This is a genomic window from Pseudomonas sp. PMCC200344, assembly GCF_030053095.1.
GTDB lineage: Bacteria > Pseudomonadota > Gammaproteobacteria > Pseudomonadales > Pseudomonadaceae > Aquipseudomonas > Aquipseudomonas svalbardensis.
Window position 1 is genome coordinate 3912222 of record NZ_CP125618.1, and the last position, 20371, is coordinate 3932592.

Here is a 20371-nt window from a genome sequence, read left to right on the forward strand (position 1 = left end):
GACGCCCGCATATACTGCTCTCCATCAGGCAGAGTAAGCTATAGTTATGTTTGACAAAGAGGCTTAAAAAATAGTGTTTTTTTAGTTAAGCAGATCTTGTGCAGCCAACTAAGCAAAAGCTGTACAAAAGCTCAATTACTCCTCCAATAACATGCAGTATCATTGGGCACATGAACGATGAATAACAATAGATTTCTGGCTGACAACTCTAAAACCTTCAGCATAGTTATAGTCAATTACAAAACACCAGAAATCACCAGGATATGCTTAGACTTATTGCACCAGCATGTGGGCAGCCACAGCGTCCCAATATGGGTAGTTGACAACTATTCCGCCGATGAAAGCACTGAGTATTTACGAACGCTTGACTGGATCAATTTAATCGAGCGTTCTGTTTCTGAACCAGAACCGGGCCATATCGCACATGGCAAAGCACTTGATCTGGTTTTGGAGCGAGTTGAAACTGATTATTTATTTCTACTGCACACCGACACATTTGTTTTCGATAAAAATGTTTTTCCGATGATGCTGAATAAATGTTTGAAAAATCAAAAAGTCGTAGCCGTCGGTTGTATTGAGCAATTAAACCGCGGTACCACAAGAACGCTTTGGCGCTTTAGCTCACGACTATTCAAACACCATTTCAGACGCCTGAAAATCTCCATGGGATTACGCTCCAGAGAGCCAAAACCGTACAGAGAAGTCTACTTGAAGAGTTTCTGTACATTGTGGAACTGTAAACTTATCAAACAGCACAACATGCATTTTTCGATGGATGATCGCGTGCCAGGCTACACCCTCCAAGACCGCATGACCGAGCTTGGCTATGTCGTTGAAATGGTATCACCGCGTAAAATCTTCAGTTATTTGGATCACATCCAATCCGGCACTGTCGCAGCGGCTGGCGGCTATGAAAAGACTCATAGACGAACCAAAATGTACAACGATATTCTTAAGCGCCTGAAAAAAGAAGACAGCAAAAGTTAAGCGACGAAGAGACATAACGAGCAGTGTGCTGGACGCTGCTTGAAGTCATCCACCTATATCAAGTTATTGGAGCGGTAATGGCACCCATCACTCAAGCACTACCTATGACCCTCTCCCCGGCGCTTGATTTCGACCAGAACGCCGCCAGCGCCTTGGGTTCCTCATTGGCCAGTGGCTATACTCAGGCTACGCCATTTCCGCACATCGTCATCGATAACTTCCTGGATGAAGAGCTGATTGCGAGTATCTGCTCGCACTTCCCAATCGAACCCACCAACAACGAAATGCTCTATGAGCGCGGCTATAAAGGTCAACGAAAACGTCAAATCAGTCCCAACGAATGCACTCCCTATTTGAAGACTATTTTCAACGCCTTTAACTCGGCCCCCATGTTGCAATTTCTTGAAAAGCTCACAGGCATCGAAGGCTTGATACCCGACCCCTACTTTACGGGTGGCGGCCTGCATGAAACGAAAACTGGTGGTTTCCTGGGGGTGCACTCGGACTTCAGGCTCAACAAAAAGCTTAACGTTGAGCGCAGACTGAATATCATCATTTATCTAAATGAAGACTGGCGAGAGGAATACGGCGGCAACCTTGAACTTTGGGATGTCAACATGAAGACCTGTCTTAAAAAAGTCCTGCCCATTTACAATCGATGTGTCATTTTCAATACAGACAAAGACAGCAATCATGGGCATCCAGAGCCTTTAACAACGCCAGAGCACATCACGCGCAGGTCTATAGCGCTTTATTACTACACCGCAGGAACCCTGGTGATTGATCCCGCACAAAGAAATAAAACACACTACAAACCAAGGCCCAAAGATCGTTTAAGCCTAAAGTACTACCTGGGTAAACTAATCAAGAAAAAAAACTAAACTACGAAACACCCGGTGAAAAATTTAGCCATCTTTAAGGAAGATCATGGAGATTCGATTGACGGAAGCCAAAGACTGGATGTTTTTGAAGCAAGTCCGTCTCGCTGCGCTTTTGGACACGCCGACAGCGTTTGGTGTGAGTTACCAAACGGCCGCTCAATACAGTGACGAGCAGTGGAAAGAGCGAGGCTCGTCAGCGACCGGAGCGGAATTCTGGTTGGCCATCAAGGACGATAAACCGGTGGGGATGATCGGTGCCGGGGTCAGTCAAGCGAATCGCTATAACCTGATCGGCATGTGGGTTGAACCCGCTGCACGTGGTTCTGGTGTGGCAGCACAGCTGGTTGAGGCGGTGAAATCTCGCGCAATCTGCAAAGGGCATGATCGCGTTTTTCTGGATGTCTCCCCGGACAATGCAAGAGCCTCGAACTGCTATCTAAAGCAGGGTTTCTCTTTCATCGATGAATGGGAGCCTTTGGTCAGCCATCCACACATCAGGGTTCAGACCATGCTTTGGACTGTACGGAACTGACTGACAGGCGGATCGGGGTCGTCAGTACCGACCCCAAATGGCCTCTCAACACGCCCACGTTTTCCCGAGTGTCTCCAGACCGGCCTTTTGCAGATCCTGTGCGCTCATCACAATACGGAACTTGCAGGTGGCGTTGAAGTTGAGAAAAAAGGGTTCCGCAAAAGCGGGGATGTCGGAGGGGTCTTGTACGTCGACCACAAAAATCCCAGCACGCATGCCATCTTGTTCAGTAAAGTACACCGCCTCCGGTTTGATGCTGTTCAGGATGCGCTCAATAACCTCGCCCACCGTCCCCGCTTTGACAAGGGAGTTGAAGGGTTCGTTAGGGCACTCGACCATCAGTAACATCTTCATCATTCAATCCTCTGTTCCACTTGCAACCCTGTAGTCTCATCAAGAATAGCGAAGCGTGAGCTAACCCTCGTGCCGGGTTACGGGCGGTCATGAAACATGGCGATTTCGGGCTGCTAAAAGCGCTAACCCAGGGATCATCCTGGCCGGATCGACTTCAGGCTTGTCCCACTACCAATGGGGCCAAAAGCGGTCAATTTAGCTCCATTTCGTCTACCCTCACAAAGCGCCATGCAGCAACCAGCTTGCGCTTGGCGTATCGACACTTTTGCCTTAATGCACCGGAGAATTTTCATGCTCAACCGTACCCTGGCATTGGCTGTCGGCTTGACCCTGTCTTTTTGCACCCTGCTGGCGCAGGCCGCCGGCACCCTGAAAGTCAGCGCCATTCCCGATGAAGCCCCGACCGAACTGCTGCGCAAGTTCAAGCCGCTGGGCACCTACCTGGAACAACAATTGGGCATGAAAGTCGAGTTCGTTCCCGTGAGCGACTATCCGGCCGTGGTCGAGGCGCTGGCCACTGACCGAATCGATATGGCCTGGCTGGGCGGCTTCACGTTCGTGCAGGCACGCCTGAAAACCGGCAATGCCATTCCGCTGGTACAGCGCGAACAGGACGCCCAGTTCACCAGCAAATTCATCACCGCCGACCCGGCCGTCAAATCCCTCGCCGACCTCAAGGGCAAGACCTTCGCCTTCGGTTCGGTGTCATCCACGTCGGGCAGTCTCATGCCGCGCTATTTCATGCTCAAGGACGGCATCAAGCCGGAAACCTACTTTAGCCGCGTGGGCTATTCCGGCGCCCATGACGCCACTGTCGCCTGGGTCCAGGCCGGCAAGGTGGACGCAGGGGTACTGAACGCCAGCGTGTGGGAAAAACTGGTCGCCGCCGGCAAGGTCGACACCACCAAGGTCAGAGTGTTTGCGACCACCCCGGCCTATTACGACTACAACTGGACGGTGCGCGGGACCCTCGACCCGGCGCTGGCGGCCAAGATAAAGACTGCCTTCCTGGCGCTCGATCCGGCGAATCCGAAGGACAAGGAGATTCTGGATCTGCAGGCCGCCAGCCGATTCATCGAAACCAAACCCGAGAACTACAAGGGCATCGAGGAAGCCGCACGCGCCGCCGAACTGCTCAAATGACGTTGCATCTGACCCAGGTCAGCCTTACCCACGTTAACGGCGTCCATGCGTTGCGCGGTGTGGACCTGCACATCGGTGCCAGCGAACAGGTCGCCATCATCGGTCCGTCCGGCGCGGGCAAGTCGAGCCTGCTCAACCTGCTGGCCACCGCCCTGCGACCGGACGACGGCGAGCTGCAGGTGCTCGGCGAGCGCGCCTGGCAGCTGTCTGCCCGTCAGCGTCAGCGTCTGCGCACACGCATCGGCCTGATCCATCAAGCGCCCCCGCTGCCACCGCGCCAACGCGTGGTCACTGCGGTTCTGGCTGGAAAGCTGGGTCAGTGGGGTCTGGGCAAAAGTCTGCTGAACTTGCTGCATCCAGTGGACATTCCGGGCACACGCGCGGCATTGGCCAGGCTGGACCTCAGCGACAAGTTGTTCGCGCAATGTCAGCAACTGTCCGGTGGACAGCTACAGCGCGTGGGCATTGCCCGCGTGTTGTATCAAGCGCCCGAGGTGTTGCTGGCCGATGAGCCGGTTTCGGCCATGGACCCGGTGTTGGCCGAGCACACGCTGTCGGTGCTCTGCCGCCATGCCCGGCAGCACAACGTCACCCTGGTCGCCAGCCTGCATGCGGTGGAGCTGGCCCTGGCGCACTTTTCGCGCATTATCGGCTTGCGTGATGGGCAGATCATGTTCGACCTTGCGTCCAGCGACGTCGACCGCGAGCTGCTCGACAAGCTCTACGCCAACGAACAACTGCAATCCCCACCGATTACTCCGGCGCCCTTGAGTGTGCAGATTCCCCGATGCTGACCCGTGATACCCGAGATCCGGCCACCTGGCCCCGCCTGCTGCTCACCTTACTGGCCCTTGCCTTGCTGTGGCCGGGCATTCACTTCAGCGAGTTGGACCTCAGTGTACTGGTGGCGAGTGACAGTCAGAACGAGATGGGCCGGTTTGTCTCAGCCTTCTGGCCACCGGCCCATGGCGAGGAATTCATTGAGCTGTTAGTGCAAGCCACCCTGCAGACCCTGGCCATCGCCACGGCGGGCATGGCCCTGGCGTTGCTGTTGGCCGTCCCCGCCAGCCTGCTGGCCAGTCGCGCTCTGTCGCTGTCTGCTGCCTCCCGTGCCGGCCACCCGAGCTCTTGGGGCCAACTGCTGCGTTGGCCGGTACGCGGTTTACTGATCTTCCTGCGCAGCGTGCCGGAAATCGTCTGGGCGCTTTTGTTTGTGCGCGCCGTCGGCCTCGGCCCGACGGCCGGGGTGCTGGCCATTGCCATTACCTACAGCGGCATGCTGGGCAAGGTCTACGCGGAAATTTTCGAGTCGGTCGACCAGCGCCCGGCTCACGCGCTATTGCAGGCTGGCAGCGGTCGGCTCGCAGCCTTTTTCTACGGGATCCTGCCCAATGTCGCTGCGGAACTGCTGTCGTACACGGTGTACCGCTGGGAATGCGCAATCCGCGCCTCGGTGGTGATGGGCTTCGTCGGTGCCGGCGGTCTGGGCCAGCAAATGGACCTGTCGTTGCGCATGTTCGCCGGCGGTGAAGTGGCCAGTTTGTTACTGACGTTTCTCGTCCTGGTACTGCTCGCCGATCAACTCAGTCGCCTGCTGCGCTGGAGGCTGACATGAACCGCCTGATCAACCTGGTGCTGCTCCTGTGTATCGGCGCAGCGGTGGTCGCCTCGTTCATCTACCTGGGCATCGACCTCGGCGAGCTGGGTGACAGCAGCAACCTGAAGCAGATGGGCGCTTATGCGCAGCGTTTTCTCAGCCCGGACCTGAGCGCGGGCCATCTGCAAGCCATCGGCCACGGCGCACTGGAAACCATCGCCATGTCCGCCCTTGGCACCCTGCTCGCGGCGGTATTCGGCCTGCTGTTGGCATTGCCCGCGGCCGGGCGCTTCGGCTGGCCTTTGCAGAGCGCGTCGCGTCTGGTGCTCAACGCCTTGCGCGCGGTTCCGGAACTGGTGTGGGCTGCGCTGATGGTCCTCGCCGCCGGGCTCGGCCCCAATGCCGGCACCCTGGCCCTGGCCTTGCACACCACCGGCGTGCTCGGCCGGCTGTTCGCCGAAGCGCTGGAAAACACCCCACCCGAACCGGCCGAAGCTATCCGCCTGCAGGGCGGCAATGCCCTATGGGCATTCTGCTACGGATCACTGCCCAACCTGTTGCCACAACTACTGGCCTACATCCTGTACCGCTGGGAAAACAATATCCGCATGGCCAGTGTGCTCGGCTTCGTCGGCGCCGGTGGTTTGGGGCAAATGCTCTATGTCAGCCTCAGCCTGTTCCAGGAAGCTCAAGCCAGCACGGTCATTCTGGCCATGCTGTTGCTGGTATTTGCCGTCGACACATTGAGCAGCTGGAGCCGTCAACGCTGGGTCAAGGCCTGACGGCTTCGCAGCACCCGATGGCAATGAGTTGTTCCAGACTAAGCCAACGGTTGGTGACTGGTCACACAGTGGATACCGCCGCCACCGGCAGCGATCGCGTCGATGTTGAGCTGCACCACTTCACGGTCCGGGTAGAGTTCGGACAGCAAATCAGAGGCTTTGGAGTCTGCCGCCCTGTCACCAAATTCGGGCGCAATGACCGCCCCGTTGATCACGAAGTAGTTGATGTAGCCTGCCGCAAAGTCCGGGTTGTTGCGGCTGAACTTGCTCTTTCGAGGGTTGAGCGGTGGCGACACGGTATGCACCTGCAGCTTGCGGCCATCGGCATCCGTGGCATTTTTAAGAATGTCCCAATGGGCACGCGTGAGGCTGTAAATCGTATGACTGAGGGTCGTTGTCGAGGTTGGCGATCACGACGCCTGGCTTGACGAAGCGGGCGTAGAAATCGGTGACGTAAGTGATGTTAGCCGTGCCGCAGTGTTCTTCGGCCAGCTCCCGTTCGCTCTTGCGACAGAACACGGTCACCGGTTCATATCGCGCGAGGGTGCGAGCGATCAGGCCAATGGCGGCTTGTACGTCGGGAGTGAAATCCTCCTAGATCGCTTCCTGTGCGCCAAAGGCGATGAAGGCCCGCTGATGCCTGTCGCCCTCATCCGGCATACGCCAACTGCCGGGGGTAGCCGCTTGCGTGCGCAGGGGGGTCAGGCCAAGCCCGATAGACGCTGCCGCGCCCAAACCGGCGACTACCGATACCTGTTTGATGAACGCACGACGCGTCGACATGTGTTGATCCCTGGAATGTTTGTCTGAAGTCATTTCGCGGTGGCAGTTTTGAACTTGGTCCAGGTGCGCATGCGCGCCCGCATATCGGGTTGGGGAATGTCCTTGCCGGGAATCAGCCGCGCATAAGTGGCTTCATCGAGGTAAATATCCGGGTTGTTGCGCATGGTCGCATCGACGCTCGGACGTGCCTTGGCATTGGAGGTGGGGTAGCCGGTGAAGTTACTGATGGCGGCCATGTTGTCCGGGCGCATGACGAAGTTGATGAATGCATAGGCGTACTCCGGATGTTGGGCGTCGACCGGAATCGCCATGGCGTCCATCCACACCGTGGTGCCTTCACGGGGAACACGGTATTGGAACGTGGCGTTCTTGCCAGCGGAATCCGCCGTCCGTTGCGCCTGCGTCATGTCGCCGCTGTAACCGAGCGACAGGCACAGGTTGCCGTTCACCAGGTCGGTGGCCGGCTGCGACTGGAACTTGCGGATGTACGGCCGTAGTTTGAGCAACAGTTCACTCGCCGCGGCCAGGTCCTCGGGCTTGGCGCTGCGTGGCTCCCGACCCAGATAATTGAGCACGACTGCTAGCACTTCGTCCGGCGAGTCGATCATCGAAATACCGCAGTCGGCAAATCTGGCAGCCAGTTCCGGCTTGAACAACATGTCGAGGCTGTTGACCGGAGCATCCGGCAAACGCTGTTTGATCTGCTCGGCATTGTAGGTCAGGCCGATGGTGCCCCAGGTGTAAGGGACGGTGGCCTGGCGCGAATACTCGTAATGCGTTCGCAGCTTCTGCAAGCCGGGTTCGATGTCATCCAGGGCCGTGAGTTTTGACCGGTCCAGCGGTTGCAGGCTGCCGGCGCGCATCAAGCGTTCGGCGACGGTGTCACCCGGGAAGATCAGGTCATAACCGCTGCCGCCGGCGAGCATTTTGGCTTCCAGCGTCTCACTGCCATCCATGACGTCGTAGATCACTTTGATCCCGGTTTCGGCGGTAAATTTGGCCAGCGTGTCCTCGGCAAAATAGTCGGCCCAGTTGTACAGCCTGAGGGTTTTCTCTTCAGCGTGCAGCGCCGGCAAGGCACAGCCCAGCGCCAGGGCCAAGGCGCCGCTCAACAGTTTATTGATCGAGTGCATATCAAACCTCTTGAGCCTTCCAGCGTGCATGGGTGTGACGACCGTCCTGAGTCAACAGCGCGCCGTACATGTCCGGACGGCGATCGCGATAAATGCCCCAGCTCAGGCGCTCTTCACTCATGGCCGCCAGGTCCAGGCTGTGGACCTGCACGCCGGTGCTGTCGCGGTCGGCATCGGCGAGCAACTTGCCCTTGTGGTTGCAGATAAAGGACGAGCCGTAGAAGCTCATTTGCAGGGCAGGATCGGTGGTAGCCACCTCGCGGCCGATACGGTTGGCGGCCACCACCGGCAGCAGGTTGGCGGCGGCGTGGCCGCGCATGGCCATCTGCCAGTGGTCACGGGAATCCAGCGTCGCGCAGCCAGGCTCAGAACCGATGGCGGTGGGAAACAGCAAGACTTCAGCGCCCATCAACGCCAGGCAGCGCGCGGTTTCGGGGAACCACTGATCCCAGCAGATCCCCACACCCAGGCGCCCGAAGGCTGTGTCCCAGACACGAAAACCGGTGTCGCCTGGGCTGAAGTATTCCTTCTCCTGATAGCCGATGGCGTTGGGAATGTGGGTCTTGCGATACACACCCAGCAAGCGCCCATCGGCATCGGCCACGCTCAAGGAATTGAAGTAGGCATTGCCGGCCTTCTCGAACCAGCTCAGCGGCAGCACCACACCCAACTCTTTGGCCAATGCGGCAAAGCGCTTGAGCACAGGGCTGTATCGATATTCTTCGGCCAGCGCCAGGTGCTTGTGGCTCTGCTCGATGCAGAAATACGGCGTGGCAAACAGCTCCTGCAACAGGATGACCTGGGCGCCTTTGGCCGCGGCCTCGCGCACCAGTTGCTCGGCCTGATCGAGGTTGTGTTGCAGGTTCCAGGTGCAAGGCATCTGGGTGGTGGCGATGGTCAGAAGCGTCATGGCATCAGCCCTCCACCGGCCAGGCGGGCTGTTGCTGGGTGATGCAATGCACACCGCCACCGCCGTGGGCCAGGTGATTGATCCGCACCGGCACCACTTCTCGCCCGGGGAACGCCTGCCCCAACACGGCGGCCGCGACGTTGTCGGCATCAATGCCGTAGGCCGGCATGATGATGGCGTCGTTGGCGATGTAGAAGTTGGTGTAGGAGGCACAGAACACTTCAGCTTCGGTGTCCACAGCATCGGTGGCTTCATACAATTCGATCAGCTCGAACTGTCGGCCTTGGGCATCGGTGGCCAGCTCCAGGGCACGACGGTTTTCCCGGGCCACTTCGGCATACACCGAGTGCTGGTCGTGGGTGGCGTCCACCAGCAACACCCCAGGGCGGGCGAATGCGCACACGCCATCGACGTGGCCGTCAGTCATGTCGCCGGTCACATAGTCCGGATCGCCTGGCAGCCAGATCGTCTTCTTCACGCCCAGCAGACGCGTGAAGATTTCCTCCATCTCCGCCTTGTTCATGCCCGGATTGCGATTGGGGTTGAGCAACACCGACTCGGTGGTGATCAACGTGCCCTCGCCGTCCACATGGATGGCCCCCCCTTCATTGCTCAGCGCGGTACCAAAACACTCCACGCCCAAGTGATTGAGTGCGCGACGAGCCAGGCTTTCGTCCAGATCATGGGCTGACTTGCCGCCCCACGCATTGAAGCGCCAGCTCACCCCGGCCAGGCCTTGTTGCGGATGGCAGACGAAACTCGGACCGGAGTCCCGACACCAGCTGTCGTTGACCGCCAGTTCGATCAATTCGATGTTCGGCCCACATAACGCTTTGGCACTGGCAATAGCAGAAGGGTCGACGACCAGTTTCACCGGTTCGAAACGGGCGATGGCGTTGGCCACGCGAGCGAAATCCTCTTGCACCAGAGGCAATGTCACGCCCCAACCGGACTCCCAGAGTGCCGTGTTGTGCGGCCAGACCATCCAGGTGGCGGCGTGCCTGACCCACTCGGCCGGCATCATCCAACCGCTGTTTCGAATTTCATTCTGCTGCATGACATGCTGCATGATAAAAAGCCCTTTTAGTTAAGCCATTGTGTTCAACAAAACTGCTTGGGTGGTCCTGGCATGCATGCTACGGCCGTAAAATCAGGCAAACAAACGATGGATTTAGCGGACAAATGATTAGAGGAACTTATCAATATGCTCAAGCACTGGCCGCCACTCAGCACCCTTCGCGGCTTTGAAGCCGCCGCCCGGCTGGGCAGTTTCCACAAGGCGGCGGCCGAGTTGCACCTCACCCAATCGGCGATCAGTCAGCAGATCCGCAGCCTTGAGGCGTACCTTGAACAACCCTTGTTCTTTCGCAGTGGACGCAGCGTCAGCCTGACCGATGCCGGTCACGACCTGCTCAGCACCACCCAAGCGTTACTGCAACAACTGGCGGTCGGCATTCGCCGTCTTGGGCAATACCAGAAACCCAATCAACTGGTCCTCAACACCACCCCGGCGTTCGCCCGTCATTGGCTGCTGCCACGTTTGGGGGATTTTCGCCGCGAGCATCCGGACGTTGATCTGTGGATTTTCAGTACCGATGAAGTCCCGGACATGACCACCCAGACCATCGACCTCGCGGTGCGCGATGACATCAGTTCCCAAGCCGAGTGCAGCTTCAAGGTGCTGCACGCCGACCGCCTCTATCCGGCGTGTCACCCGAACCTGTTGGCGCTGCCACGGGAACAGCGCACAACCCTTCATGGCGAGCGGGAAATGGATTGGAGTCACTGGGCGGTGGAAGCTGGCATCGATGTGGGCCAGAAAGATCAGGGGCTGAATTTCTCCGACCCCGGCCTGCTGCTGGACGCCGCGTGCGCAGGGCTCGGTATCGCCCTGGTCAGTCAGTTATTGAGTCGGCAGGCGCGCGCCCAAGGATTGTTGCAACCCTTGGTGGAGCAAACCATTCGCGGCCCGAACTGGGCCATGCTGACCCATCGTGACAGTGAGAACAACGCGCTGGCACGAAGCTTCAGTGAGTGGCTGCTGGGTAACCTGGACTGAGTGAAGCCTCACGCTACGGTTTGCGCAGCGCGTACTTCGCGTATCGCGAGAGTCCGATCTTGATGCTTACCAGGATGGGGGCGGCGACAACAAAAAGCAGGACAACAGTGATGAACGTTGTGTCGAAGGCAATCACAGTGGCCTGACCTGACACGCCCCGGCCCAGGAGGCTCACCGCTGCCCGGCCGGCGGCCGCTGCATCCATCCCTTTCACCGACGGCATGGCTGTCGTGGTCGTCAGCCGTTCGATGACCGCGGCCCCTTCCGGGGTGACGTTGGCACCGACGACCACGGCATTAGCGAAGACGTTATGGTCGATCAGTGTCTAGAGCCCTGCGACGCCCATCAGACCACCCAACTGGCGCCCCGTATTGAAGAGACCTATTTCGCAGGCGAGGTTTCGGCTGTTGAGGTCGCTGAAAGCGATCAGCGTGATCGATAGAAAGAGGAAGCCAAGGCCCAGACCGCGCAACAGGATGGCTGCCATCATGTCGTCCGTGTCGCTTTCGCTGGTCGAACCGGACAGCATCCACATCGCAACCATGATCATCAGGATTCCAAAGGGCACGTCTCCAACCTGAAGGACTGGCTGCCAATCCAACGAGCCGATGATCTCGCGCGCTTCGCGGATGGACTGCAGCGGGCGGGATTGCCCGAGTGACCGAAGCACGATTGCAGCGTTAAAATCCGACAGGTTTGGTTCACATTTTCGAGGATGACCACGGTATGTCCAGGCTCGACACCTCCCTGCAAGACACCGCCGCGCCTGAAGGCGTTTGTTACGGCTGCGGCAGCAGTAATCCGCACGGGCTTCACATCAAGAGCTTCTGGCATGAGGACGGCGTGCATGTCATGGCCGAGCACTTGCCCGATGCCAAGTATTGCGGCTGGCCGGATCTGGTTTACGGCGGACTGACAGCGATGCTGGTTGATTGCCATTCAAACTGGACGGCGATGGCCTATCACTACCGAATGGAACACCGTGAAGTCGGCAGCCTCCCCCGCATCAATTGCGTCACTGGCAACCTTGGCATCAAGTTCATCAAACCGACACCGATGGGTGTACCGCTGACCCTGCGTGCGAAAGTCGAAGGTGAAGTCGGACGCAAAACTCGCGTCATCTGCGAGGTCTACGCGGGGGATGTGCTCACGGCTATTGGAGACTCCATTTTTGTTCGCGTGGATACCGAGCAACTGGCAGCCGTTGCTCATAGTCGGTAGGTTGCCTCCACACAAGCTGCAGTCCTTCGCGACAGGCAGTAACCGGACATAAGCGGTCGAAGCTGCATCGCATCGAGTACCGACTCATGCGCCCAGTGCTAATCTGCACTTTTGACTAATGGCTCGATCAATGCCTCATCTGACATCAGCAACGCAAGTAGATGTCCAACCTCCGTCCCACTTCACTAGATAGAGGTCAGTTATGCCCAGCAACTCCATTCGAGCATTGCTCACCACAATCTTGGTCACGGCCTCCTGCTTATCGGGCGCCGCCGAGTCCACAGCAGCGAAAAGTACAGGAGAGAACGATATGTCCCCCCCTTCGACATTGTCCTATGAAGTACTCGTTACTGACGGGGTAACTCGGGCGAGCGATAAACGCCTACCCAATGGTGATCGCATCGTTTCATCGCCGATCACCTCAACCCTGATCTTCGGGAAAACCGACGCTGTGCTGATCGATCCGCCAATGAGCCGAGAGCAAACACAAAAGGTCAGCGACTGGGTTGCGCAATCCGGTAAGCACTTGAAATACATCTACGTTACCCACGGACATGGCGATCACTGGTTCGGTACTGAAGAGATCCTAGAACGGTTCCCAGGGGCCACTGTATATGCCACCAAAGGCACGATCCGGCTTATGCACCAACAGGCCACTGTTGGACGCGAAAATGTATATGACAAAGACTTTCCCGGGCTCATTGGAAAGACCGATGTTATTGCTCAACCGATACCTGCTGAAGGCTTCACACTTGAGGGCAATACCATCCAGGCCATAGATGTCGGTCATACAGATACTGACGACACCACGGTGCTGTATGTGCCGTCCATGGGACTGGTGGTGGCCGGCGACGTTGCCTACAACGGTGTACACCAATATCTCCTCGAAGGCGGCAACGGAGGGCTCCAAGCTTGGGTCAAGGCGATCGACCAAGTAGAAGCTTTGAAACCGAGCATCGTTATTGCTGGGCACAAACAGAAAAGCCGTGCCGATGATCCAGTCATTCTGGAGCAGACACGCCAATACCTGTTGGATGCCTTAGAACTACTCGCCGAGAAGGCGACCCCACGTGAGTTCTTCGACAAGATGATCGAACTCCACCCCGACCGCATCAATCAAGGACCGCTCTGGTACAGCGCTATCGGACTGCTCGGAGCGCCGACTGCATCTTCGGGCGATGCTCCCCTGCCCAAGAATTAAACCTTTACCCGTTTGGCTGAGGATCACCCGATGTCCACTTTTTTGACCCGTACATTACTTCTCGCTAGCCTGATTACAGCCCCGTATTTCGCGTTTGCAGCTGAGGAAAAAGTCACCTTCTCCGTTGAGGGAATGAACGTCGTCGGCACTCTGAACCTGCCTGACGGCGTTAAGAAGCCCCCAGTAATTCTGTTACTTCACAGTTTCGGGGGCAGTAGGGATGAGCACATCATTCCGGCCGTCAATGAAGGTATTTATGTCCGTGCCGCACGTCTTTGGGCCGAACAAGGCATTGCCAGCCTCCGTATCGATTACCGTTTTGATGGCGAAAGTGATGGCGCCAAGACCGACGGCACACTCGATACGGGTGTTGAGGATGGGCTGGCTGCGCTCGACTTTCTAGCCAGGTCCGGGCGCGTCGACGCCAGCCGCATGGCGCTTGTTGGATGGAGCATGGGCGGAGCAATTGGTGCTGCTGTAGCAGGACGGACCCCGCATAAACTCGACGCCGTCGCACTCTGGAACCCCGCGACCAATATGGGAGCCGCTTTCCCGCTGCTGTGGGGCTCCGAGAAGATCAAGGAAGCATTGCACAGCGGTGACACCCCCGTCGTACTGGCAATACCTGGTGGTGGCGAGATCAAGCTTAAATCCGCGTTCTTTATCAGCTTGATGACCCTCGATGCCGCCGCCGAGATCACCCATTACAAGGGGCCGCTGCTCGTCGCCGTCGGCACTAACGACGACATTGTTTTTCCACAGCCAACCCTCGGAAAAAGCTTTATTAGCCATCACCCTGGAAAACATGAATTGCTTGTCCGGCCCATGGATCACGCCTTCAACATGACCAAAGACGAGAAGCAGATCGACGAGCTGATTTCGACGACAGCTACCTTCGTCAAGAAACACATTCACTGATCCCGGCATCCCGACTATTTCAAGTTGCTTGAAGTGCGTCCCTTGCCGTTGACTAACGACTGGCAAGGGGCTTAGTCGCTGGAGCCGCATGACGTGACCGTGTTCGGCGAATGCGTGAGCGTCAACACGAAGACCACGCAACGGCATCTGGACTCAAACGTTGACCAGAATTTGATTGGCCAGACCAAACCAACCCCACAGTGCGACCGCCGCGAGTGACGCGCCGATCCCGAGCGCCAACGTGGTGTGTGATTGCCCTTCGAACTGGGCGATGCTCTGGCCGTTGACCAGGAGCAAGCCGAGCACGGCCAGTGCAAAAGGCACTTGAAGCGAGCGCCAGGAAATCCCGCCGTGAAAATTTCCGCTTATGGCCAGCACGATGGGCACAAGCCCTAAAAAGGCCGGCGCAACGACGGGGCCAGCGTACGTGGCGGCGATGATGACGGCGCTGGTCAGCGCCATCGTATGACGCCATGCCGCACAGCTTGCCGTTGTAAAACAAGTTTGCGCGCACGCCGAACTGCGACAACAACGTAGACAAGCGATCCATAGGCAATCTCCGCGCTTTCGAGCATCACTGACAACACCCCGCCCCAACACGGCAAAAACACGAGGCCCTGATCTCCACATCCGCCCGGGCCATGGCCAGATCAAGGCGCGTCTGGGCAGCAGCAGCTTCGGCATCCAGACCCAGTCGTTTCAGACATTCCACATAGCCGTGCAGGCTCCACACATTGTCCAGATGCCACGAAGCACGGCTGAGGGTGTTTTCCAGTCCCAAATCGGCCCGATAGGCCTGCAACGCTTCTTCTACCCTGCCCTGCTCCAAAAGCAACGCGCCCAACGCATGCCTGACCGGTTGCATCCAGCCCCATGGCTCGTCGTAAGGCAGGTTGTCGTCCAGAGACAGTGCCTGGCGCAAGTGAGCGAAGGCGTCGTCGTAATTGCCCTTACGGTACTCGATTTCCCCACGCAGCATGCCTGCGGCAACCGCCAGAATGTCAGTGCATTTATTGTTGAAGAGGTAGCGTGTGTCCGGCACTCGGGTCCAGGCTTCGAGGAATAGACGCTGCTCGGCTTCTGCAGCGGCGATATACCCGGTGGCCGCATGCGCCACGCCTCTGGCGTAATGCAGCATCGCCGTGGTCACGCAGTACAGTGCCTGGTCGTTCGGCAGCGGCGCGGCGAGGATGTCCTGCCATTTACCGAAGCGTATCTGCACGTGGACCTTCATCGACACGAAGCCTTCCAGCCAGTCGGCCATGGGCGGCTGCTCCACGCGCAGCAGTTCTTCCCTGATGGTCGACATCAGCTGATCGGCAGCTTCCAGGGCAGGTTGGTACTGCCCGAGGAACATCGCCGAATAGAGTTTGAAGTGGTAGTTGTGGCATCGATACAGGGTGTAAAAGTTCAGTGGCCCTTCCTGTTCCAGGTATTTGCTGTCGGCCAAAATCGCCCGGCTATTGGTGACCATGGCCCCGCGGTAATCACCGCAGAGCACGTCGATGTGCGACGGCATATGGCGCAAATGTCCCGCATCCGGCACCAGGTCACACAGGACATCGCCGGCGCGCAATGCCCGTTCCGGGTAGGGCGACATTTCCAGGGTGTGGACGTACATGTGCAGCACGCCGGGGTGCGGCGCATCGCCGTGCTGCTCCATCCGCCGTAGCGCCCGTTCCAGTACGGCCACCGTTTCAAGTGTGTCGGCGCCCGGCGCCGGTTTACCGGTTTTCAGGTCCCACAATTGCCAGGGTGTACGGTCAATCATCGATTCGGCAAACAGCGCAACGACATCGGGATCTTCGGGAAAGGCGTTGTAGACATCACGCATGGAGGCCGCATAGGCATCGTTCCAGGCGAAGAGTTGGTCGAGGCTGGTGGCCTGATCGGCCTGGTAGCGTTGCTCCAGCGTGCGGATCAGCGCCTGTTCCACCGGTGTTGCGCCGTCGATATGCGCCAGCGCGGTTTGCGTCGCCAGTCGGGCCTGGGCCACGGCTTCTTTCAACTCCTGTTCGATGAAGGCATCCCAACGCTTGTTGTAGTTGGGGCCCGAAGCGTAAGCGATGCCCCAGTAGGCCATCGCGCAATCGCGGTCGTGTTCGATCGCCTTGTGGAAACAGCGTATGGATTCGTCGTGGTTGTAGCCGTAGCACCATACCAAGCCACGATCGAACCAGCGCTGGGCCTGGGGCGAGTGGGTCGTCACCGGGCGGCTGTAGGTGCCCAAATCGTAATAGTCGTGCATCGGTTTATCCTCTCGACCAGAGCAGGGAACCTCGCAGGAAATCCTTGCGAGCCTCGACAGTTCAAGAGGTTCAGCATACCCCTGCGGTTCTGGCTGAGCGGTACAGCCGACGACAGGAGGATCATTGCCGACGTCGATAGTCACCATCAACTCAATGAAGTTCTCATAAAAAATCCGCGGCGTAACATCAGCTCCAGACCCAACAACTACACCCCGGAGCACACCATCATGAAACGCCAAATCCTCCTCAGCATCGCTTTCTCGGTTTTTGCAGTTAACGCTTTCGCCGCTACCTCTGCTCACCCGGTTGTCGCTGAAGGCGGCTCGGATCGTCTGATTGAGAGTCGTGTGGCTGAGGGTGGTTCGGATCGCTTGATCGAAAACCGCGTGGCTGAAGGTGGCTCCGATCGTCTGATCGAGAACCGCGTTGCCGAAGGTGGCTCCGATCGCCTGATCGAAAACCGCGTTGCCGAAGGTGGTTCGGATCGTCTGATCGAAAACCGCGCTGCATAAATGAATGGCTTTACCGAAGCACTCAACGAAAAGCCCGGCCTGACAAGCCGGGCTTTTTCGTGCACAAAATAAATCGATCCCTGCTTAATGCCTCCGCCGCACCTGTGATACATAACACCTGATTGTGAGTCCCGTACCCAATGAGGTTTGCCCATGCGCCACTCCCCACACTTACCGCAACTGTTGACCTGCGCCGTCCTCGCTTTACTCGCCAGCAGCGCACAGGCCAGTGCGCCCTCCCCGGCGCCCGATAGCTTGCAACCGCTGCTGGTGACGTTGAACGAACGCCTGAGCATTGCTGATCTTGTGGCGCTGACCAAGTGGGACAGTGGCAAACCGATCCAGGACAGTGCCCGGGAAGCACAAGTCATCGCCAACGCCAGGAAACTGGCCGTTGAGCGCAAACTGGACCCCGACGAGTTCGCCGAACTGATCGCCGCACAGATTGAAGCCAACAAGCTGGTGCAGTACGGGCTGGTGGCCCAATGGCGAGCGGCTGGCAAGGCGCCTGACACGCCACGGCCAGACCTCGCCAATCAAATCCGGCCACAGCTCGATGAGCTGCAAAACCGCCTGTTGCAGCAATACGCCGCCTTCGCGCCTTATCGCAATGACCCGCAATGCGCGGACTGGCTAGCCAAAGAACGATCCAGCCTGATCAAGGACGGTCTGCATGGTCAGGCACTGATACGCGCCACCGGGGAACTGTGTGTCGCTGATCGATGACAAGGTAACCAAACAACAAAAATACAGGAGTTGAAAATGTCTGAACTGAAACTGCATCCCAAAGTCGCAGATTCCCTGAACCAGTGGCACGACATGATCAGCAAGGGTGACTTGAGCGCCTTGCCCGATTTGTTGGACCCACAGGCGATATTCCGCTCCCCGATGGCTCACACGCCTTACCCGGGTGCAGCCGTGGTATCGATGATTCTCAACACGGTCATCGAGGTATTTGAGGATTTTGTCTACCACCGGGAACTGTCGACCGCAGACGGGTTGAGCGTCGTCCTGGAGTTCAGCGCCAACGTCGGCGGGAAAGCGTTAAAGGGCATCGACATGATCCGGTTCAATGAACAAGGAAAAATCGTCGAGTTTGAGGTGATGGTCCGTCCCTTGAGTGGCCTGCAAGCCTTGGGCGAGCAAATGGGACAACGCCTTGGCGCTTACCTGGCGGCCAGCAAAGCCTGAAGACGTTGCATCGCCTTGGGTGATGCCTCTGCTCCCGGCTTGGTGTTAAATAGAGCGCGAAAAGCAGCGCAACGAGAACACCGATGAATACCCATTTTGAGATTAGTGATGTCCCTGAGCCCAACATTCAGCGCGATGGCAACATTCATCGCGTCGCCCATCAGCAGACGGTGGTAACAGCATGATCGAGGTCACCGAGGTTTCCATTGCCGAACTGCGTGCTGCGCTCGAGTCAGGCCGAACCACTGCGGTTGAGCTGGTCCAGGCCTATCTCGCCAGGATCGATGCCTACGACGGTCCCGACACGCCCACCGCCCTCAACGCAGTGGTGGTTCGAAACCCCGAGGCGCTGAACGAGGCGCAGGCGTCCGATGCCCGTCGGGCCAAGGGCGAGACGCTGGGTCCGCTCGATGGCATTCCCTATACGGCCAAAGACAGTTACCTGGTGAAGGGGCTCACCGCAGCCTCGGGAAGTCCCGCCTTCGCGAGCCTGATTGCTCATCGCGATGCGTTCACGATCGAACGGCTTCGCGCCGCTGGCGCGATCTGCCTGGGCAAAACCAATATGCCGCCGATGGCAAACGGCGGCATGCAGCGCGGGGTCTACGGCCGTGCAGAAAGCCCGTACAACGCTGACTATCTCACCGCCCCCTTCGCCTCGGGTTCATCGAACGGCGCCGGTACCGCAACTGCCGCCAGTTTCGCGGCATTCGGCCTCGCGGAAGAAACCTGGTCGAGCGGACGCGGCCCTGCATCGAACAATGGTCTGTGCGCCTATACGCCTTCGCGCGGGGTGATTTCGGTGCGCGGCAACTGGCCGTTGACGCCGACGATGGACGTTGTCGTGCCGTTTGCCAGAACCATGGCCGACCTGCTCGAGGTGCTCGACGTGGTGGTGGCTGATGACCCCGACACCCGTGGCGATCTGTGGCGGATGCAACCCTGGGTGCCGATTCCGAGTGTCGCTTCAGTGCGTCCCGCTTCCTATGCCGAGTTGGCCGTGAAGTCCGATGCACTGGCAGGAAAGCGCTTTGGTGTTCCGCGCATGTACATCAATGCGGATCCCGAAGCGGGCACGAGCGACGCGCCTGGCATCGGTGGTCCGACGGGGCAGCGAATCATCACCCGTCCTTCCGTGATCGGGCTCTGGGAAGAGGCTCGCAAGGCACTGAAAGCTGCCGGTGCGGAAGTGATCGAAGTCGATTTCCCGCTGGTGTCTAATTGCGAGGGTGATCGCCCGGGTGCGCCGACCGTGTTTACGCGAGGCCTGGTGTCCAAAGAGTTCCTGCATCATGAATTGTGGGACCTGTCGGCCTGGGCGTTCGATGATTTTCTGCGGGCTAATGGCGATCCCAAGTTGAACCGCCTGGCCGATGTCGACGGACCGCTGATTTTCCCCCACGACCCGGGCACGCTCCCCAACCGGGAGGACGACCTTGCCGCTGGCATGGACGAGTACGTGAAGATGGCCGAGCGCGGCATCACACCGTGGGACCAGATCTCCACCGTTCCTGACGGACTGCGCGGACTTGAACTGACACGTCGAATCGATCTTGAGGACTGGATGGATCGGTTGGGGCTCGATGCGGTGCTGTTCCCGACGGTGGCCGACGTGGGTCCGGCGAATGCCGATGTCGATCCGAAGTCTGCGGATATCGCGTGGAGCAACGGCGTCTGGGTCGCCAACGGCAATCTTGCCATCCGGCACCTGGGCGTCCCCACGGTCACGGTGCCGATGGGCGTCGTGCCGGACATCGGCATGCCCGTCGGGCTCACATTTGCCGGTCGTGCCTATGACGATTCCACGCTGCTGCGCCTGGCTTCGGCGTTCGAATCGATGGGGTCAAAACGATTGATCCCGCCTCGCACCCCTCCCTTGCCGGTTGGCAAATAATAAGGGCGGGATTGGGGCGTTACA

At 58.3% G+C, this 20371-nt stretch carries 21 protein-coding genes and 3 pseudogenes; 15 read left to right on the forward strand and 9 right to left on the reverse strand.

What is annotated here, in order from left to right; genetic code table 11:
- Positions 1–177: 177 nt before the first annotated feature.
- From QFW87_RS17825 to QFW87_RS17835, 3 genes are all read left to right on the forward strand, one after another.
- Positions 178–987, forward strand: coding sequence for a glycosyltransferase (locus QFW87_RS17825; RefSeq protein ID WP_283180788.1), 810 nt, complete (start codon positions 178–180; stop codon positions 985–987).
- Between the two features lie 77 nt (positions 988–1064).
- Entirely contained in the window at positions 1065–1868 is an 804-nt protein-coding gene (locus QFW87_RS17830; protein ID WP_283188406.1) for a 2OG-Fe(II) oxygenase, read from the forward strand.
- A 46-nt stretch (positions 1869–1914) separates the two neighbouring features.
- The gene (locus QFW87_RS17835; RefSeq protein ID WP_283188407.1) at positions 1915–2400 is read left to right on the forward strand and encodes a GNAT family N-acetyltransferase; all 486 of its coding nucleotides are present in this window, start codon (positions 1915–1917) and stop codon (positions 2398–2400) included.
- A 45-nt stretch (positions 2401–2445) separates the two neighbouring features.
- Here the strand turns inward: QFW87_RS17835 and QFW87_RS17840 are convergent, their stop codons facing one another.
- Positions 2446–2754 (reverse strand): panthothenate synthetase, encoded by a 309-nt coding sequence (locus QFW87_RS17840; RefSeq protein WP_150656192.1) that lies wholly within the window; start codon positions 2752–2754, stop codon positions 2446–2448.
- 291 nt (positions 2755–3045) lie between these two features.
- Between QFW87_RS17840 and QFW87_RS17845 the strand changes: the two genes are divergently transcribed.
- From QFW87_RS17845 to phnE, 4 genes are read left to right on the forward strand one after another with little or no spacing between them, the layout of a single operon-like run.
- A complete protein-coding gene (locus tag QFW87_RS17845; RefSeq protein ID WP_283188408.1) occupies positions 3046–3897 on the forward strand; it encodes a putative selenate ABC transporter substrate-binding protein in 852 nt (283 codons plus the stop codon).
- Complete coding sequence (locus tag QFW87_RS17850) at positions 3894–4691, forward strand: ATP-binding cassette domain-containing protein (RefSeq protein WP_283188409.1); 798 nt, start codon at positions 3894–3896, stop codon at positions 4689–4691. The genes QFW87_RS17845 and QFW87_RS17850 overlap by 4 nt, the downstream gene beginning before the upstream one ends.
- Entirely contained in the window at positions 4685–5512 is an 828-nt protein-coding gene (locus QFW87_RS17855) for an ABC transporter permease (protein WP_283188410.1), read from the forward strand. Before QFW87_RS17850 ends, QFW87_RS17855 begins: the two co-directional genes overlap by 7 nt.
- Positions 5509–6276, forward strand: a complete 768-nt coding sequence (phnE, locus tag QFW87_RS17860; RefSeq protein WP_283188411.1) for a phosphonate ABC transporter, permease protein PhnE — start codon at positions 5509–5511, stop codon at positions 6274–6276. Before QFW87_RS17855 ends, phnE begins: the two co-directional genes overlap by 4 nt.
- 38 nt (positions 6277–6314) lie before the next feature.
- On the opposite strand, the pseudogene QFW87_RS17865 reads toward phnE, so the two are convergent.
- The 4 genes and pseudogenes from QFW87_RS17865 to QFW87_RS17880 all read right to left on the reverse strand — a co-directional run bounded on the left by QFW87_RS17865 (position 6315) and on the right by QFW87_RS17880 (position 10159).
- Positions 6315–7059, reverse strand: a pseudogene (locus QFW87_RS17865) (agmatine deiminase family protein).
- Between the two features lie 29 nt (positions 7060–7088).
- Positions 7089–8192, reverse strand: a complete 1104-nt coding sequence (locus QFW87_RS17870; RefSeq protein ID WP_283188412.1) for an extracellular solute-binding protein — start codon at positions 8190–8192, stop codon at positions 7089–7091.
- 1 nt (position 8193) lies between these two features.
- Positions 8194–9102, reverse strand: a complete 909-nt coding sequence (gene aguB / locus QFW87_RS17875) for an N-carbamoylputrescine amidase (protein WP_283188413.1) — start codon at positions 9100–9102, stop codon at positions 8194–8196.
- Positions 9103–9106: 4 nt separating this feature from the next.
- Positions 9107–10159 (reverse strand): agmatine deiminase family protein, encoded by a 1053-nt coding sequence (locus QFW87_RS17880; protein ID WP_283180798.1) that lies wholly within the window; start codon positions 10157–10159, stop codon positions 9107–9109.
- A gap of 147 nt (positions 10160–10306) precedes the next feature.
- On the opposite strand from QFW87_RS17880, the gene QFW87_RS17885 reads away from it, so the two are divergent.
- Positions 10307–11161: a LysR substrate-binding domain-containing protein gene (locus QFW87_RS17885; RefSeq protein WP_283188414.1), complete on the forward strand. Its 855-nt coding sequence runs from the start codon at positions 10307–10309 to the stop codon at positions 11159–11161.
- A gap of 13 nt (positions 11162–11174) precedes the next feature.
- On the opposite strand, the pseudogene QFW87_RS17890 reads toward QFW87_RS17885, so the two are convergent.
- Positions 11175–11729, reverse strand: a pseudogene (locus QFW87_RS17890) (MFS transporter); the annotation flags it as partial.
- 158 nt (positions 11730–11887) lie between these two features.
- Here QFW87_RS17890 and QFW87_RS17895 point away from each other — a divergent pair.
- The 3 genes from QFW87_RS17895 (at position 11888) to QFW87_RS17905 (ending at position 14501) form a co-directional block, all read left to right on the forward strand.
- A complete protein-coding gene (locus QFW87_RS17895) occupies positions 11888–12382 on the forward strand; it encodes a PaaI family thioesterase (protein WP_283188415.1) in 495 nt (164 codons plus the stop codon).
- 202 nt (positions 12383–12584) lie between these two features.
- On the forward strand, positions 12585–13583 hold the full coding sequence (locus QFW87_RS17900) for an MBL fold metallo-hydrolase (RefSeq protein ID WP_283188416.1): 999 nt from the start codon (positions 12585–12587) through the stop codon (positions 13581–13583).
- 30 nt (positions 13584–13613) lie between these two features.
- Entirely contained in the window at positions 13614–14501 is an 888-nt protein-coding gene (locus QFW87_RS17905) for an alpha/beta fold hydrolase (RefSeq protein WP_283188417.1), read from the forward strand.
- 153 nt (positions 14502–14654) lie between these two features.
- On the opposite strand, the gene QFW87_RS17910 is transcribed toward QFW87_RS17905, so the two are convergent.
- The 3 genes and pseudogenes from QFW87_RS17910 to QFW87_RS17920 all read right to left on the reverse strand — a co-directional run bounded on the left by QFW87_RS17910 (position 14655) and on the right by QFW87_RS17920 (position 16749).
- Positions 14655–14963, reverse strand: coding sequence for a hypothetical protein (locus QFW87_RS17910; RefSeq protein WP_283190966.1), 309 nt, complete (start codon positions 14961–14963; stop codon positions 14655–14657).
- Positions 14941–15051 (reverse strand): annotated as a pseudogene (locus QFW87_RS17915) (AraC family transcriptional regulator); the annotation flags it as partial. The pseudogene QFW87_RS17915 and the gene QFW87_RS17910, both read right to left, overlap by 23 nt.
- 24 nt (positions 15052–15075) lie before the next feature.
- Positions 15076–16749, reverse strand: coding sequence for a tetratricopeptide repeat protein (locus tag QFW87_RS17920; RefSeq protein ID WP_283188418.1), 1674 nt, complete (start codon positions 16747–16749; stop codon positions 15076–15078).
- 228 nt (positions 16750–16977) lie between these two features.
- Here QFW87_RS17920 and QFW87_RS17925 point away from each other — a divergent pair, with 228 nt between their 5' ends.
- From QFW87_RS17925 to QFW87_RS17940, 4 genes are all read left to right on the forward strand, one after another.
- Positions 16978–17262: a hypothetical protein gene (locus QFW87_RS17925; RefSeq protein WP_283188419.1), complete on the forward strand. Its 285-nt coding sequence runs from the start codon at positions 16978–16980 to the stop codon at positions 17260–17262.
- A gap of 153 nt (positions 17263–17415) precedes the next feature.
- Entirely contained in the window at positions 17416–17988 is a 573-nt protein-coding gene (locus tag QFW87_RS17930) for a chorismate mutase (protein ID WP_283188420.1), read from the forward strand.
- Between the two features lie 36 nt (positions 17989–18024).
- Entirely contained in the window at positions 18025–18453 is a 429-nt protein-coding gene (locus QFW87_RS17935; RefSeq protein WP_283188421.1) for a nuclear transport factor 2 family protein, read from the forward strand.
- A 181-nt stretch (positions 18454–18634) separates the two neighbouring features.
- Positions 18635–20347 carry an amidase gene (locus tag QFW87_RS17940; RefSeq protein ID WP_283188422.1) on the forward strand — a complete coding sequence of 571 codons (1713 nt, stop codon included), beginning with the start codon at positions 18635–18637 and terminating at the stop codon, positions 20345–20347.
- The last annotated feature ends 24 nt before the right edge of the window (positions 20348–20371 follow it).

Excerpts from the sequence above, each read along its gene's own strand:
- QFW87_RS17825 (WP_283180788.1), top strand. The coding sequence starts at position 178 with ATGAATAACAATAGATTTCTGGCTGACAACTCTAAAACCTTCAGCATA.
- QFW87_RS17830 (WP_283188406.1), top strand. The coding sequence starts at position 1,065 with ATGGCACCCATCACTCAAGCACTACCTATGACCCTCTCCCCGGCGCTT.
- QFW87_RS17835 (WP_283188407.1), top strand. The coding sequence starts at position 1,915 with ATGGAGATTCGATTGACGGAAGCCAAAGACTGGATGTTTTTGAAGCAA.
- QFW87_RS17840 (WP_150656192.1), bottom strand. The coding sequence starts at position 2,754 with ATGAAGATGTTACTGATGGTCGAGTGCCCTAACGAACCCTTCAACTCC.
- QFW87_RS17845 (WP_283188408.1), top strand. The coding sequence starts at position 3,046 with ATGCTCAACCGTACCCTGGCATTGGCTGTCGGCTTGACCCTGTCTTTT.
- QFW87_RS17850 (WP_283188409.1), top strand. The coding sequence starts at position 3,894 with ATGACGTTGCATCTGACCCAGGTCAGCCTTACCCACGTTAACGGCGTC.
- QFW87_RS17855 (WP_283188410.1), top strand. The coding sequence starts at position 4,685 with ATGCTGACCCGTGATACCCGAGATCCGGCCACCTGGCCCCGCCTGCTG.
- phnE (WP_283188411.1), top strand. The coding sequence starts at position 5,509 with ATGAACCGCCTGATCAACCTGGTGCTGCTCCTGTGTATCGGCGCAGCG.
- QFW87_RS17870 (WP_283188412.1), bottom strand. The coding sequence starts at position 8,192 with ATGCACTCGATCAATAAACTGTTGAGCGGCGCCTTGGCCCTGGCGCTG.
- aguB (WP_283188413.1), bottom strand. The coding sequence starts at position 9,102 with ATGACGCTTCTGACCATCGCCACCACCCAGATGCCTTGCACCTGGAAC.
- QFW87_RS17880 (WP_283180798.1), bottom strand. The coding sequence starts at position 10,159 with ATGCAGCAGAATGAAATTCGAAACAGCGGTTGGATGATGCCGGCCGAG.
- QFW87_RS17885 (WP_283188414.1), top strand. The coding sequence starts at position 10,307 with ATGCTCAAGCACTGGCCGCCACTCAGCACCCTTCGCGGCTTTGAAGCC.
- QFW87_RS17895 (WP_283188415.1), top strand. The coding sequence starts at position 11,888 with ATGTCCAGGCTCGACACCTCCCTGCAAGACACCGCCGCGCCTGAAGGC.
- QFW87_RS17900 (WP_283188416.1), top strand. The coding sequence starts at position 12,585 with ATGCCCAGCAACTCCATTCGAGCATTGCTCACCACAATCTTGGTCACG.
- QFW87_RS17905 (WP_283188417.1), top strand. The coding sequence starts at position 13,614 with ATGTCCACTTTTTTGACCCGTACATTACTTCTCGCTAGCCTGATTACA.
- QFW87_RS17910 (WP_283190966.1), bottom strand. The coding sequence starts at position 14,963 with ATGGCGCTGACCAGCGCCGTCATCATCGCCGCCACGTACGCTGGCCCC.
- QFW87_RS17920 (WP_283188418.1), bottom strand. The coding sequence starts at position 16,749 with ATGCACGACTATTACGATTTGGGCACCTACAGCCGCCCGGTGACGACC.
- QFW87_RS17925 (WP_283188419.1), top strand. The coding sequence starts at position 16,978 with ATGAAACGCCAAATCCTCCTCAGCATCGCTTTCTCGGTTTTTGCAGTT.
- QFW87_RS17930 (WP_283188420.1), top strand. The coding sequence starts at position 17,416 with ATGCGCCACTCCCCACACTTACCGCAACTGTTGACCTGCGCCGTCCTC.
- QFW87_RS17935 (WP_283188421.1), top strand. The coding sequence starts at position 18,025 with ATGTCTGAACTGAAACTGCATCCCAAAGTCGCAGATTCCCTGAACCAG.
- QFW87_RS17940 (WP_283188422.1), top strand. The coding sequence starts at position 18,635 with ATGATCGAGGTCACCGAGGTTTCCATTGCCGAACTGCGTGCTGCGCTC.